14 protein-coding genes and 1 tRNA gene are annotated in these 14,108 nt (G+C 62.6%); 6 read left to right on the forward strand and 9 right to left on the reverse strand.

The window, feature by feature from the left end:
* Positions 1-146: 146 nt before the first annotated feature.
* Together SKZ59_RS24330 and SKZ59_RS24335 are read right to left on the reverse strand one after the other, a co-directional pair.
* Positions 147-347 carry a YbdD/YjiX family protein gene (locus SKZ59_RS24330; RefSeq protein WP_010396213.1) on the reverse strand — a complete coding sequence of 67 codons (201 nt, stop codon included), beginning with the start codon at positions 345-347 and terminating at the stop codon, positions 147-149.
* Positions 347-2,407 (reverse strand): carbon starvation CstA family protein, encoded by a 2,061-nt coding sequence (locus SKZ59_RS24335; protein ID WP_070302432.1) that lies wholly within the window; start codon positions 2,405-2,407, stop codon positions 347-349. The genes SKZ59_RS24330 and SKZ59_RS24335 overlap by 1 nt, the downstream gene beginning before the upstream one ends.
* Positions 2,408-2,653: 246 nt before the next feature.
* On the opposite strand from SKZ59_RS24335, the gene SKZ59_RS24340 reads away from it, so the two are divergent.
* The 6 genes from SKZ59_RS24340 (at position 2,654) to SKZ59_RS24365 (ending at position 9,649) form a co-directional block, all read left to right on the forward strand.
* Complete coding sequence (locus SKZ59_RS24340) at positions 2,654-4,027, forward strand: cache domain-containing protein (protein WP_319993197.1); 1,374 nt, start codon at positions 2,654-2,656, stop codon at positions 4,025-4,027.
* A gap of 6 nt (positions 4,028-4,033) precedes the next feature.
* A complete protein-coding gene (locus SKZ59_RS24345) occupies positions 4,034-4,663 on the forward strand; it encodes a response regulator transcription factor (RefSeq protein ID WP_070302435.1) in 630 nt (209 codons plus the stop codon).
* A 264-nt stretch (positions 4,664-4,927) separates the two neighbouring features.
* Entirely contained in the window at positions 4,928-6,052 is a 1,125-nt protein-coding gene (locus SKZ59_RS24350) for an EAL and HDOD domain-containing protein (RefSeq protein ID WP_319993198.1), read from the forward strand.
* Position 6,053: 1 nt separating this feature from the next.
* A complete protein-coding gene (locus SKZ59_RS24355; RefSeq protein ID WP_319993199.1) occupies positions 6,054-8,099 on the forward strand; it encodes a putative bifunctional diguanylate cyclase/phosphodiesterase in 2,046 nt (681 codons plus the stop codon).
* 84 nt (positions 8,100-8,183) lie between these two features.
* A tRNA-Ser gene (locus SKZ59_RS24360) sits at positions 8,184-8,273 on the forward strand.
* A gap of 194 nt (positions 8,274-8,467) precedes the next feature.
* Positions 8,468-9,649, forward strand: a complete 1,182-nt coding sequence (locus SKZ59_RS24365) for a tyrosine-type recombinase/integrase (protein WP_319993200.1) — start codon at positions 8,468-8,470, stop codon at positions 9,647-9,649.
* A gap of 143 nt (positions 9,650-9,792) precedes the next feature.
* Here the strand turns inward: SKZ59_RS24365 and SKZ59_RS24370 are convergent, their stop codons facing one another.
* The 7 genes from SKZ59_RS24370 to SKZ59_RS24400 all read right to left on the reverse strand — a co-directional run bounded on the left by SKZ59_RS24370 (position 9,793) and on the right by SKZ59_RS24400 (position 14,020).
* Positions 9,793-10,038: a hypothetical protein gene (locus tag SKZ59_RS24370; protein ID WP_319993201.1), complete on the reverse strand. Its 246-nt coding sequence runs from the start codon at positions 10,036-10,038 to the stop codon at positions 9,793-9,795.
* Positions 10,035-11,063, reverse strand: a complete 1,029-nt coding sequence (locus SKZ59_RS24375) for a DNA cytosine methyltransferase (RefSeq protein ID WP_319993202.1) — start codon at positions 11,061-11,063, stop codon at positions 10,035-10,037. The genes SKZ59_RS24370 and SKZ59_RS24375 overlap by 4 nt, the downstream gene beginning before the upstream one ends.
* On the reverse strand, positions 10,954-11,193 hold the full coding sequence (locus SKZ59_RS24380; protein ID WP_319993203.1) for a hypothetical protein: 240 nt from the start codon (positions 11,191-11,193) through the stop codon (positions 10,954-10,956). Before SKZ59_RS24380 ends, SKZ59_RS24375 begins: the two co-directional genes overlap by 110 nt.
* The gene (locus tag SKZ59_RS24385; protein WP_175539401.1) at positions 11,187-11,339 is read right to left on the reverse strand and encodes a hypothetical protein; all 153 of its coding nucleotides are present in this window, start codon (positions 11,337-11,339) and stop codon (positions 11,187-11,189) included. Before SKZ59_RS24385 ends, SKZ59_RS24380 begins: the two co-directional genes overlap by 7 nt.
* Positions 11,336-13,174, reverse strand: coding sequence for a replication endonuclease (locus SKZ59_RS24390; protein WP_319993204.1), 1,839 nt, complete (start codon positions 13,172-13,174; stop codon positions 11,336-11,338). The genes SKZ59_RS24385 and SKZ59_RS24390 overlap by 4 nt, the downstream gene beginning before the upstream one ends.
* Positions 13,164-13,517 (reverse strand): hypothetical protein, encoded by a 354-nt coding sequence (locus SKZ59_RS24395; protein WP_319993205.1) that lies wholly within the window; start codon positions 13,515-13,517, stop codon positions 13,164-13,166. Before SKZ59_RS24395 ends, SKZ59_RS24390 begins: the two co-directional genes overlap by 11 nt.
* A gap of 101 nt (positions 13,518-13,618) precedes the next feature.
* Positions 13,619-14,020: a hypothetical protein gene (locus SKZ59_RS24400; RefSeq protein ID WP_319993206.1), complete on the reverse strand. Its 402-nt coding sequence runs from the start codon at positions 14,018-14,020 to the stop codon at positions 13,619-13,621.
* Positions 14,021-14,108: the final 88 nt, after the last annotated feature.

A 14,108-nucleotide genomic window follows, 5' to 3' on the forward strand; every position in this document is an offset into this window, starting at 1 on the left:
GCCCTCAAATTATTGCTGAGCTACAACACCTGATCCAGCCGTAGCGAGCGGAAGGGAGAGGTGGCCGAGAAGCGCAACCGTACTAAAGTACGGTGAGCATCGCAGGCCACCTATACCGACGCGCAGTAGGCTGGGGCAGGTGTCCGCTAACAACAACCACCACGCTTGCCGGCGCCACCGTAGCGGGCTTCCTGCCGTTCGCGGAAGAACTCTTCATACGTCATCATCGGCTCGCCGGGATGGGTGACTTCCCGGTGCGCCACATAGGTGTCGTACTCGGGCAAGCCGCACATGAGCCGCATGCTTTGTCCCAGATACCGTCCAGCCTTGATGATTTCGTCGATCATCATTGCACCGTGGGCAAGGCCTGGAACGGCGTTTCCTTGGTGCTCGGCTTGCTGTCGGCGCGCGCCTTCATGATGGTGCGGATGCCGAAGAACAGCACGCTGACGACGACCACCACGAAGAAGGCTGCCAGGCCCGCGTCCAGGTAATCGTTGAAGATGATCTGCTGCATCTGCGCCACCGACTTGGCCGGTGCCAGCAGGGTGCCTTCATCGAGTGCCGCCGAGTATTTCTTGGCATGCGCGAGGAAGCCGACGCGCGGATTGGCGTCGAAAATCTTTTGCCAGCCCGCCGTCAAGGTGCACAGCAGCAGCCAGATCGTTGGCGTGATGGTGACCCATGCATACTGGCCACGTTTCATCTTGAACAGCACGCAGGTACCGAGGATCAGCGCGATGGCCGCCAGCATCTGGTTGGCGATGCCGAACAGCGGCCACAAAGTGTTGATGCCGCCCAATGGATCGACCACGCCCTGGTACAGGAAGTAGCCCCAGGCCGCCACGCACAGGCCCGTGGCCAGCAGGTTGGCGATGACGTTTTCCGTCTGTTTCAGCGCTGGCACGAAGCTGCCCAGCAAATCTTGCAGCATGAAGCGGCCGGCACGCGTGCCCGCATCGACGGCCGTCAGGATGAACAGCGCTTCGAACAAAATCGCGAAGTGGTACCAGAAGGCCATCATGGCCTTGCCGCCGATGGCACCCGAGAGAATCTGGGCCATGCCGACGGCCAGGGTCGGTGCGCCGCCGGCGCGCGAGATGATGCTGTGCTCGCCCACGTCCTTGGCCGTTTGCGTCAGCATTTCCGGCGTCACATAAAAGCCCCACTGCGAGATCGCCTGTGCGGCGGACTCTGCCGTGGTGCCGATCAGGGCGGCCGGGCTGTTCATGGCGAAATAGATGCCTGGTTCGATGGTCGAGGCGGCCACCAGGGCCATGATGGCGACGAACGATTCCATCAGCATGGCGCCATAGCCGATGAAGCGGGCGTGGCTTTCGTTTTCAATCATCTTCGGCGTGGTGCCCGAGGAAATCAGCGCGTGGAAGCCGGAGACCGCGCCGCAGGCGATGGTGATGAACAGGAAGGGGAACAGATTGCCCGACCAGACAGGGCCGGAGCCATCGATGAACTTGGTCATGGCCGGCATTTTCAGGTAAGGGGCGACGACGATGATGCCGATGGCCAGGCCCAGGATCGTGCCGATCTTCAGGAAAGTGGACAGGTAGTCGCGCGGCGCCAGCAGCAGCCACACGGGCAGGACCGAGGCGATGAAGCCGTAGCCGATCAGCATCCACGTCAGTTCCGTGCCGGTAAACGTGAACATCGGGCCCAATACCGCGTGTTCCTGCACGTACTGGCCGCCGATGATGGCCAGCATCAGCAAGACGAAGCCGATGATGGAAATTTCGCCAATGCGGCCCACGCGGATGAAGCGCGAGTACACGCCCATGAACAGGGCGATGGGGATCGTCGCCATCACGGTGAAGCTGCCCCATGGGGAGCCAGTCAGCGCCTTGACGACGATCAATGCCAGCACGGCCAGGATGATGACCATGATCATGAAGCAGCCGAGCAAGGCGATCATGCCGGGAATCTCGCCCAGTTCAGCCTTGATCAGGTCGCCGAGCGAGCGGCCGTCGCGGCGCATGGAAATGAACAGCACGATGAAATCCTGCACGGCGCCGGCAAATACGACGCCAGCCAGAATCCACAGCATGCCGGGCAGATAGCCCATCTGCGCGGCCAGCACGGGACCGACGAGGGGACCGGCGCCGGCGATCGCCGCGAAATGGTGGCCGAACAGCACATATTTGTTGGTCGGCACGTGGTCGAGGCCATCGTTGTGCTTGAAGGCCGGCGTCATGCGACGCGAGTCCAGGCCCAGCACCTTGTCGGCGATGAACAGGCTGTAGAAACGGTAGGCGATCAGATAGACGCAGACGGCGGCGATGACGATCCAGATCGCGCTGATCGATTCGCCGCGTTGCAGGGCGACGACGCCCAGGGACCCGGCGCCTGCCAGCGCAAGCGCTGCCCAGCCGAGCTGTTTGAAAATGCGGTTCATGCTTCCTCCAGAGATGTGACGGGCGCTGTGCCGTGCGATGATGTGTGCTGCCGAGCCTGGTCGTCGCCAGTTTGGGTGTGAATTCGTGGTATCTGCAGCTTATGGCGAGTATTCAGGAATCGTATAATTGCCGCAAGCGCAGCACTACGCAGTAACGCTCAGTATTACTACGCAGACCGATCGCCACGCCGCGACGTAAAATCACGCATTCCCACCAGCATCGACGCCGCCGGAGCGCGCAAGGCCATGAAACTCAGACAGAAAGTCATCTTCCTGGCCATCACGCCGCTCATCCTCGCCCTGTGCGCCATCGCATTTGCCGTGCGGCACCAGGCGATTACCCTGGCCGAGCAGCAGCGCGCCACCATTCAGCAAGCGTATCTGGCCAGCAAGGAAGCCGAGCTCAAGCATTACGTGACCCTGGCCAGCCATTCCATCGCCTCGCTGTATCAGTCGGGGCGCAAGGATGACGCCACGCAAGAGGAGGCCAAGCGCATCCTGTCGGCCCTCAGCTATGGCGACGATGGCTATTTCTTCATCTATGATTTGCAGGGCAAGTCGCTGATGCATCCACGCCAGCCTGAACTGGTGGGGCAGAACCTGTGGCAATTGCGCGACGCCGAAGGCAATCTGACCATCCAGCGCCTGATGCAGCGGGCCCAGAGCGGCGGCGGTTTCGAGCGCTACAACTGGATCAAGCCGTCGACGAACAAGTCCGCGCCCAAGCTCGGCTATGTGATCCTGATGCCGGAATGGGGCTGGATGATGGGTACCGGTATTTATATGGATGACGTGGACCAGGCGCTGGCCAAGGTCGACGCCCAGCAGTCGCGCAATATCCGCTCGACCATGGAGCTGATCGCCGCCATCGCCATCCTCGGTTCCCTGCTGGTGGCCGCCTGCGGCCTCGTGCTGAACTTGCGCGAATTGCGCGTGGCCGACGCCAAGCTGAAAGTGCTGGCGCAGCGCGTGGTCGAATCGCAGGAGGAAGAGCGGGCGCGGCTGTCGCGTGACTTGCATGACGGCATCAGCCAGTGGCTCGTGTCGATCAAGCTGCAGATCGAGGCGGGCATCGCGCGCCTGGGCGGCAATGCGGAACAGAAAGACAAGGCGCCCGCCACGTTCGAGCGGGCCGCCGAACAGCTGAACAAGGTGCTGGGCGAGGTGCGGCGCATTTCGCACAACCTGCGCCCGGCCATTCTGGATGACCTGGGCCTGGCCGCCGCGCTCGACCACCTCGTGCATGAATTCAACGACAGCAGCAGCGCGCAAGCCAGTTTCACGGCCAGCCCCGCGGCGGCGGGCGAGGGCTTGCCCGATATGGTCAATACCGTGCTGTTCCGCATCGCCCAGGAAGCGCTGACCAATTGCGAGCGCCATGCCCACGCCCGCGGCGTGGAAGTGAGCCTGCACGAGACGGGCAAGGCCGTGGAACTGCGCATCCGGGATAATGGCGGCGGCTTCGATTTCGACGGCATCGCCTTGCACCCGCAGCGCGGCATCGGCCTGCGCAACATGACGGAACGCATGGAAGCCATCGGCGGCAGCCTGCACATCACCTCGTCCCTGGCCGGCACCGTGGTGCTGGCGCGGCTCGAGCTTTCCTCCACATTAAAATAGAGAACCATGACCGAGAAGATCAACATCCTGCTGGTGGACGACCACCCCCTCGTGCGCGACGGCTTGCGCGCGCGCCTGGAAGCGGTCGCGCATTTCGACGTCGTGGCCGAAGCGGGCGGCGCCGACGAAGCGTTGAGTCAGGCGCGCACGCACCAGGTGGACCTCGTGCTGATGGATATCAATATGCGCGGCACGAATGGCATTGAAGCGACGGCCCTGTTCAAGCAGGCGTTTCCGCAAATTGCCGTGCTGATCCTGTCCATGCACGACAAGCTCGAATACGTGTCGCAAGCCATCGCCGCCGGGGCGCGCGGTTATGTGCTCAAAGATGCTCCTGGTAAAGATATTGTGTTTGCCATCGAGACGGTGATGTCCGGCGGCATTTATTACAGCGCAGCGCTGGCGCGGCAACTGTCCCGGCCGCAAGTCCACGATTCCTTCCTCACCACGCGCGAGCAGCAGGTGCTGCAGCACATCGCGGCGGGCCAGTCGAACAAGCAGATCGCCCGCGCGCTCGACCTGAGCGTGCGCACGGTGGAGACGCACCGGCTGAACATCAAGCGCAAGCTCGGCATCGAAGGGCAGGCTGAATTGATCAAATATGCGGTCGAGCACGCGCATGGCGGCAGCGCCTGAGCATGCGTGCGCGGTACCGGGTTTTTGGCTGACCCGCATGGCAGGCGGGTCTCGCGGGGGAATGTTCTTTTTGAACATCTATTGCCAAAATTAAACTGTTTCGTGGGTGAGATTCAGATAGAATGATTCTCGCTGTCGAGGGCATCTCTGTCGGGCCAGGGTTGCCAATGCTGGTCAGTTTATTTACTATGGCGCCCTACCCACACTGAGATACCGATGTCAGCGTCTGAATCAAACCTGTTTCCGTTGGTGGGATTACAAGCAGTGGCCAATGCTCATAACGAGTGGGTCGCTGTCACCTTGCATGTACCGCAGGCCTCGACGGCGCCGCTGCTGGCGGCGCTGGCCGCTGCCGATGCGTATGCCTTCCTGGCGCCGCTCGATTGCATCATTCCCCTGACCGACCCGCATGGCGTGGACGAGGCCGTGCTGGCGCAACTGGCGCCGCAACGCACCATCTTCCGTTTGCCGGCCCAGCTTGCCGGCGACAAGCAACTCCAGAAAAAATGCCGGCAATGGCGCGATGCCGGCTACCGCATCCTTCTCGATGGCGCCGACGCCAATCCCGTGGTGGCGGCGCAAGTCGACGCGCGCGCGCTGAGCTTTGACGCGGCAGGCGCACAACCGGCCCTGCATCAGCTGCTGCCCTTGCCGGGGCCGCACCTGGCCTACAACATCGCCGACGCGGGGCAGATTGCCGCATTGCAAGAACTTGGCGTCAGCTGGTTTGCCGGCGATTACGCCTTGCAGCATGCGCGCCAGCAAGGCGAGCCGGAAGACGCGACATCGCGGCGCCGGCTGATGTCGCTGCTGGGCCTGCTGGCCCGCGATGCCGACGCGCACGAGCTGGAAGTGCCGCTCAAGCAAGACCCGGCCCTCAGCTATCATTTATTGAAACTGGTCAATTCAGCCGCCTTCGGTTTCACGGCGCCGATTACCAGCTTCAGCCAGGCCATCACCCTGCTGGGCCGGCGCCAGCTGCAGCGCTGGCTGCAACTGCTGCTGTATGCGCGGCAACAGGACGATGGCAAGATCCACGCGCTGCTGCCGCTGGCGGCCGTGCGCGCGGCGCAGATGGAAGCGCTGTGCCAGTTGCGCGGCGGCGACCGCGACGCGCAAGACCTAGCCTTCATGGCAGGCGTATTTTCGCTGCTTGACGTCCTGCTGGGCATGCCGATGGCAGAGATCATCGCCACCCTGAACCTGGCGCCCGAAGTCAGCGCCGCCTTGCTGGAACGCAATGGGGAGCTGGGCACTTTGCTGGCGCTGGTCGAAAGCGCCACGCCGCCGCCCGACGGCTTGCGCCGCGCCGGTATCGATGGAGAAACCTATTGGCGCAGCCTGCTGCAGGCCTACCAATGGGCCATCCAGGTCAGCCGGAACCTCTAGCATGGCCCTGTTTCCGGTGTCGGATTTCCTCGGTGACAGCGCCGCCCTGTGCGACGCCGTCGTGCGTTTGCGCGGCCCTGCGCTGGTCGCTGAGCTGGGCCGTATCGCCAGTACGGTGATGGCCAGCCCGCATGGCCAATTCCTGCCTGCGGCCGGCACGGACGCCGCTGTGCCGGCCGTGCTGTTTCCCCGCGATACGCCCGCCTTGCTGCAGGAAGTCAGTTTCGACGGCCACTGTTTCGGCCATTACAGCGTGGCCGGCCGTCCGCTGTATAACGACGCCGACCGCCGCCACCTGGCCAGCCTGGCATCGTTGACGGCCGGCGTCCTGCAAGTGCATTCGCTGGCGCAACGCTCGACCCATGCCTACGCGCAAGTCGAAGCCTTGCTGGCGCAGCAGACGCAAATCCTCGACCAGTTGCACGAATCCGTGCTGACGATGGACTTGACGGGCTACATCACCAGCTGGAACAAGGGCGCCGAACGCCTGTTCGGCTACACCTCGGTGGAAGCCGTGGGGCGCAACATTTTGTTCCTGTACGATGACGAAGACACGGGTTTCCACGATGCCTTCCTGGAGCAGGGGGGGCGCCTGATGGAGGTGCGCCGCCGAAAGAAGTCGGGCGAGGTCTTCTGGGCCAGCCTGTCCCTGTCTCCGCTGCAAGACCTGGATGACAAGCCGATCGGACTCATCGCCTATCTGACGGACATCACGGAACGCAAGCTGGCCGAAGAGCGGCTGCACCACCTGGCGTATTACGACCCGCTGACCAGCCTGCCCAACCGCACCTTGCTGGCCAAGCTGGTCGACCAGGCCCTCTCCGTGGCGCAGCGCAGCAAGATGCTCGGCTGCGTGCTGTTCATCGACCTGAACCGTTTTAAGCTGATCAACGACACTCTGGGCCGGCGCATCGGCGACGAACTGCTGCGCCAGGTCTCCCTGCGTTTCCGCCAGGTATTGCGCGACCAGGACCTGGTGGCGCGCCTGGGCGGCGACGAGTTCGCCGTCGGCCTGTTCGACATCGGCCAGCATTTCGAAGCGAGCATGGTGGCGCAAAAGCTGCTGGCCTCGCTGGTGGAGCCGTTCCTGATCGAAGGCCACGACCTGCGCGTGGGTGCCAGCATCGGCATCAGCGTGTATCCGCAAGACGCGCAGGACGCGGAAACCCTGCTGCGCCTGGCCGACATCGCCATGTACCGCGCCAAGCAGGACAGCGGCGGCGAAGCGGAAAGCGTGGCGTTCTACAGCCAGGACATGAACCTGGGCATGCAGGCGCGCATGCGCCTGGAAACAGGCTTGCGCCAGGCCCTGTCGGAACAGCAACTGCTGCTGCACTACCAACCGAAATACGCCCTGGGCAGCGGCCGCATCATCGGCGCCGAAGCGCTGGTGCGCTGGCACCACCCGCAGCACGGCATGATCCCGCCCGCCGAGTTTATTCCTTTGGCCGAATCGACTGGCCTGGTGGTGCAAGTGGGCGAATGGGTACTGGAGGCGGCCTGCGCCCAGGCGCAAGCGTGGAAACTTGCCGGCCTGCCGCCGATCCGCCTGGCCGTCAACGTCTCCGCCCGCGAATTCACGGCAGCGCTGCCCGCCAGAGTGGCGGCGACCCTGGCCCGCTACGGCCTGGAAGCGGCCTGGCTGGAACTGGAAATCACGGAAAGCACCCTGATGCACAACATCGAGAGAGTCATCGGCATCATGGACCGCATCACGGCCTTGGGTGTGGCCCTGTCCCTGGACGACTTCGGTACCGGCTACTCAAGCCTGTCCTATCTGAAACGCTTCCCCATCGATACGTTAAAGATCGACCGTTCCTTCACCACCGGCATCCCCACCGACGCCAGCGACTGCGCCATCGCCAGCACCATCATCAGCATCGCCCAGCAACTGCACCATAAAGTGATCGCCGAAGGCGTGGAAACGGCCGAGCAACTGGCCTTCCTGAAGAGCTCAGGTTGCGACGAAGTGCAGGGCTACCTGTTCTCGCGCCCGTTGCCGGCAGGGGAGTTCGAGAAGGCGCTGCGGGAAAACTGGGGCGTGTAAGGCAAGCGTGCCCGCTCTTTCCTGTCAGGCAAACTGTGCTAGCCATTGGTAAGCCACGGACCTTTATGTATAATGCTGCCATCTGGAAGCGTGGCCGAGTGGTTGAAGGCACTAGTCTTGAAAACTAGCGACGGGTTAAACTGTTCGTGAGTTCGAATCTCACCGCTTCCGCCAAGTACATAAAAAATTCGTGAGTATACACAACCTATATTCCACCGAATTTCATTGAAAATCAACGACTTAGCTTGATTTTTGTCCCGCCGAGTCACAGATTCGGTGATATCCAAAAACGCTCTCGCAGAATGATGCGTAGGCTAAATTGTAGGTATGATGCGGTTTTTCTCAAAACCGTACCTACAGGATATCGCATGGCCATCAATACCCTTACCGACGCAGACTGCCGCCGCGCAACGCCAAACGATGGCAAGCTGCGCAAGCTCTTCGATGGCCACGGCCTGATGCTGGCAGTCCTGCCAAGCGGAAATAAGGTTTGGCGCATGGCCTATCGTAACGACGAGGGCAAGCAGCAAACTGCCGTGATTGGCCCGTATCCCCTGATTGGCCTCAAGGAAGCCCGCGAGCGCCGGGACGTTTTGCGGTTGAAACTGATCGACGGGGAAGACCTCAAGCCCAAGCGCAAGACAAGCAGCCCATCCATTGCGCTTGATGCCGCCATCGATACCTACTGGGCCGGGCGCACGGACATCAGCGCCGGCTACAAGGCAAATGCACTGCGCGCGCTGGCCATGTACGTGTCGCCGACGCTGGGCGCGAAAACGGTTCGTGAAATTACCAAGGAAGACTTGATGGCCGCGCTGCGCCCGATGGATGCCGCCGGCCTTTCCGTGTATGTCCGGCGGGTGCGCATGTGGGTGGGCCAGGTTCTTGACTGGGCCATCCAGCATGGCCACTGCGAGGAGAACCCTGCATCGAACATCAATTCGAAGGTCGCCTTTTCCCGCAAGCCGCGCGAAGGGTTCGCCGCCCTGGCATTGGCCGAGGTGCATCCATTCATGGAGCGCCTGGACCTGGAAGATGAAATTCAGTCTGTGCTGGCCTGCAAGCTGCTGGCGTTGACGTGGACGCGCACGGACGAGCTGCGGCGCATGACCTGGGCGGAAGTGGAGGGCGATGTCTGGCGGATACCGGGCAAGCGCATGAAGAAGGGCCGCGAGCACTTGGTGCCGCTGTCTTCCCAGGCGCTGGAACTGCTGGCTGAAATGAAGCTGCGTTCGCGGGGCAGCATCTATGTTTTCCCGAACGACCGGGGCGGCAGCCGCCCCATGAGTGAAAACGCGATTCTTTACCTCATTCACCGAATCGGCTTCAAAGGCAAGATGACGGGCCACGGCTGGCGCAAGGTCGGTTCCACCTGGGCCAACGAGCACGAGTACAACTCGGATCATGTCGAGGTGCAGCTCGCGCACAAGGACGGCGGCGTGCGTGGAGTGTACAACTCGGCGGAATACCTGAAGCAGCGCCGGGTGATGCTTCAGGCATTCGCTGATTGGCTGTTAAAGCAGCCTGATCCCAGCGGCTTGGAGCGTTGAAAGGCGCCATCCCAGCGTACGCTGGGTTATGGAAACGTCCGCCGGCGGCAGCTTGTTCTCCTTCACCCATCTGCGCAGCGTCTCCGAAGTGACGCCCAGCATTTTGTATAAGTCCTGGCGGTAAATAATTCGGTCTTCGTTCATTATTTGATTCCTTTCGTGGTGGGGTTTTTCTTGCGCTGGGCTGGTTCTGTATGGCGGGCCTTGCTTTGCACCGCCAAGGCGAATGCTTCGGCCTCGGTGTGGTGCGGTACTTCGACGCCAGGCTTGCGGTAGTCGCGTAGCCGGCAGAATTCTTTGTATTGATCCATTTGGGTACTTTGTAAGTCGCTTGATTGCATTACTCCTCCGCTAGTGCGATCCGCATTACCGGCACTCATGTGGTTCATGTCACCTCCATTACCGACTCGATAAAGATGCGTGCCTGCTCCGCGTTGATCGCGTTGCCGTAGGCGCGCAGGCGTCCCACTCGGGCGGGAGCCCCATGAGCCAGCGGGAATGTGCCGGGTTCAACTGGCCGCCACTTTCCATCCCGGCATGTGAGCCAGTCAGCAGATTGCCAGAGGCCGTTAACCGGGCCGGGGAGTCCGCTGCCAGCATTGCAAAGTCGTTCAGATTGGAGCCGTGCCGTGTCTCTCCCATCGCCCGGCAGATCTGTCCTCCACCCGTCGAATCGCTGGCCTGTGGCGTCGGCCAGCCCGCAAGGTAGGCTTGGCGTGGCAGCTGGTCGACCCGGTCCTTGCCATCGCGCTGGGCCACCATGCCGGGTGTATCCTTGTGATCCCGTGTCGTTGGCGTAACCCATCCAGTAGGTGCGGTCCCGGATGTGCGGCGCGCCGATGCCCGCAGACGGGAACGCGACCGCCCCGAAGGTGTAACCCAAGGCTTCCAAGTCATCTTGTACAAGGTCGATCCAAGCATCGACGTCCTTGCCCGCAACCTGCTCTCCAAAGACTGCTGCAGGGCGCGACTCGCTGATAAGGTGCTGGAACGCTGGCCACAGGTGCCGCTGGTCATCAAACCCAGTTCCTTTGCCTGCCGTGCTGAAAGGCTGGCACGGGCAACTACCTGTCCAGACTGGTCGCGTGTCGTCCCATCCTGCGCGACGAAGAGCATAGGACCAAACTCCAACGCCAGCGAAAAAGTGGCATTGCGTGTAGCCGACGAGCTCATCGGGACAAATATCTTCGATCGATCGTTCATCCACAATTCCCGGCGCTATGTGGCCGGCCTCTATCAGGTTGCGCAGCCATGCGGCTGCGTATGGGTCAATTTCGTTGTAAAAAGCGTTCACTTGGCTAGCCTCAGCTTGCGAGTTCCGCAACCGGCGCGGCGGCGCTTGCAGACTGCAGCGCGCCCAGCGGCACGGCCCGGAACATGCCCGGCCACTGGTGGTCCAGCTCCACCCAGGCATGCAGCTCGCCATTGCCCACGTCGCGGCGCAGGTCGTTGACGGTGCCGGCCTGGTAGCCTTCGTCGGTATCGAACGTTACGCGGTCGCCCAGGGCGATTTGCCGCGGTGAATCGGTCAGGGTGGTCAGCATTGCGGTGCTCCTTTCAGTTTGGCGGTAACGCCACACACGCCGTAGCGGTCGATGGCGGCGTCGATCACGTCGCCGCTGGAAGCGGCAACCTCAAAAAATTCAAAGCGTTCGGTTTGCGTGCGAACGATCACGGCATAGGTGCTCATGTGCCATTTCCTTCTTGCGGTGGGTTGTCGGGAACGATCAATCTGGGATACGGGCAGGCGTTGACGGCTGCCCAGGCGGCAATCAGTGCTGTTTTGGCCTCGTCGGACAGGTCAGGCACGGGCGCCGCCGGCGGCGTGGCCGGGGCAGGGCGGTCGGGGTGCGTACAGTTATTTACACGAGTCCGAGGAACGGCAACCCCAACAGCCACCCCGCGCCTGCCTGTGGCCTGTACCGGCGTCCACGTATGGCGCACGGACTTGAAGACCACGCCGATCAGATCGCTGCAGCGCACGCCGTAGGGCGTGATGCGTTGCGTTTCTCCGTAGCGGCCGATGACGGTCTTTTCGTCCTTGGCCAGCGTGACGACCAGCTCTTTGCGCGGCACCAGGGCGCCGCCCTGGGCGCGCAGGTATTCGGCCCAGCAGGCGCGCTTTTCGCCGTCGATCTTCTGCACGGCATTCCAGGCGCGGCGCATGGCGGCCGGCGCTTCATTGACCATGCTTTCCTCGATGCGGCGCAGTTCGCGCCACACGGTGACGGGCGCGCCGCCCCATTGCTGGAATTGGCGGATGCCCCAGCACGCGGCCCAGGACTCGACGCGCGCCGAGGGCGTCAGCTCGACATCGCCGTCGGTGTCGGCTGTGACGACGTAGCCTTCTTTCGTCTTGTGGTCGGCCACGCCGTCGATGTTCTTGGCCACGTACTTGGCGATGTAGCCGGCGGCGCTGCCTTTGGCCCAGTCGATGCGCTTGACGTCCAGGCGGCGCGCAAAGGCACCCGGTTCGCCACGGTCCACGCGCCAGGCGTAGCGCTTCATGATGCGGATGGCGCGGCCGGCCACATCCTGCAGGTGGGCCGTTTTGTATTTCGCGGTGGGGCGCACGAACAGCAGCAGATGCCAATGCGGGCAGCCGTCGTGGTGCGGCTCGGCGATGCGAAAGCCGTACAGGCCGATGCCACGGCGCGCCAGCGCGGAGCGGCACAGGGAAGTCATCTTGCCCAGATAGGCATTCGCCTCGCGCGGCGTGGAGCCGTCGAACTTGTCGTTTGGCTTGCCGCTGTGCTGCATGGCGTGGAAGCGCGATGGGCACGTCCAGGTGATGAAAATGCCCTGGTCGCCGCACTCGCGGGCGATCTGTTCAAAGCCGTTGATGCGCAGCATCAGTTCGCCGCGCCGGATCGCCTTATTGGCGGTGGTTTTCTCGGCCAGCTCGGCGATGCTGAATTGCTGGCCGTTCTCGTTCTGCACCATTGTGGCGGCCAGCGCCGCCGCATTGCGGCGGTTCTGCGCCAGGCGCGACAGCACTGCATCGTTGCTGGCGTAGGGTTCGCCGCTGTATTTCACATAGCCCAGGCGAATATTGCCCGCTTCAAAGGCGCGCTTGACGCGCTTGCGCAACTGGCGGCGCCACCAGCGGGCGTCCACCAGGCGGGCGATGGTGTCGGGCAGCGCGTCGAACTCCGGCAGCTCGATGCCATACGAGGCGCATTCGTCTTCCATGATTTGCAGGGCGTGCGTGTCGGACACGGCCATCCACAGCATTTTGGTCACGCCATCGGCAGCGCGCTCGGCGGTGGCCACGATGTCGGCGTCGCTTTGCGACAGGTCTACGCCGGCCGGCACGTACTGTTCGGCAAACTCGCGCACAAAGCTGGTGGCGACGGATTCATAGACTTTGTACCAGGACGACCAGGCCATCTTGGCCATGGCCGCCGTGATGACGCGGTTGCGCCACTTGTAGGGGATGCGGGCCAGCTCGGGCGCGAACTGGGCGGAGCGCAAAAAGGCTTCGTGGCGTTGTGGGGCCGGCAGCAGGATTTGTTTAGATTGCATTCAACAGTCTTTCGTACACACGGATAGCGGCGGAGGTGGCGGCGCGCAGCGCGATGCGCTCTTCCTCGGTAAATGAATGGATGGGCGATTCCCAGCGGTCGGCGTCCAGGCCGGCGGCGATCAGCACGGAACGGCGCGCGCCACGCGGCGACAAGCCCCAGGCCTGGGCCATGAAGGGAGCCAGGTTGCGCGGCTTGATGCTGCGCAGCTGGGCCTTGGCTTCGGCGATGGCGGCCAGCGCATGCCCGGCGCCTGGTGGCGTCGGCATGTCCTTGTCGCGCGCGGCCAGAATTTCGGCGGCAGGCTGGAAGGACAGGTGGTTGTCGATAAGGGACGCCGGCATGGTTCAGTCCTTGATGGCGCCGATGGCCCGCAGCAGCGCTGGGGTAATCAGGATCAGGAGTGACAGCAGCCAGATGCCGCAGGTTTTGGCCAGGCGCAGCATCAGCGTGCCCCTGGCTTGAGAAAATGTTCTGCCCAGTATGGGAGCGTGTGCGATGCGCCGCAGCAGTGCCGGGAACCCGCTTCAGTGGCGAAAAGGTAGTTCACCTCGATGGACAGCTTGCCGACCAAGGCGCGTTGCTTGGCTGGCGCGAAAAAGCCCTCACGCTCCAGTGCTTGCGCATCGCTGACGATGAAGGTCAGATTGGCAGCGCCGTAGGCGTGATAGGTCTTGGCAATCTCATGGATATGGGCGGTCAGCGCCGCGATGCCGATGCCCGCGCCAGCTTGCAGCAGAAAACACGTTGGCGCCACGGGGACGATACAATTTTGCAAGGTCGGGCGAATCGTGCTTGATGCCATGGATTGGTCGGCATGACGGGTGGCGTGCAGCGTGTTTTCCATCGGTTTTCCTTATTTCAGGTTGAACGAATCCCGCACGCTCAAAAGGGAGCGCAGCAGGGCACAGCAAAAGAGGGGGAGTTACGGTAGC

The sequence above is a fragment of the Janthinobacterium sp. GMG2 genome (genome assembly GCF_033949445.1).
In the GTDB taxonomy this organism is placed as follows: Bacteria; Pseudomonadota; Gammaproteobacteria; order Burkholderiales; family Burkholderiaceae_D; genus Janthinobacterium; species Janthinobacterium aestuarii.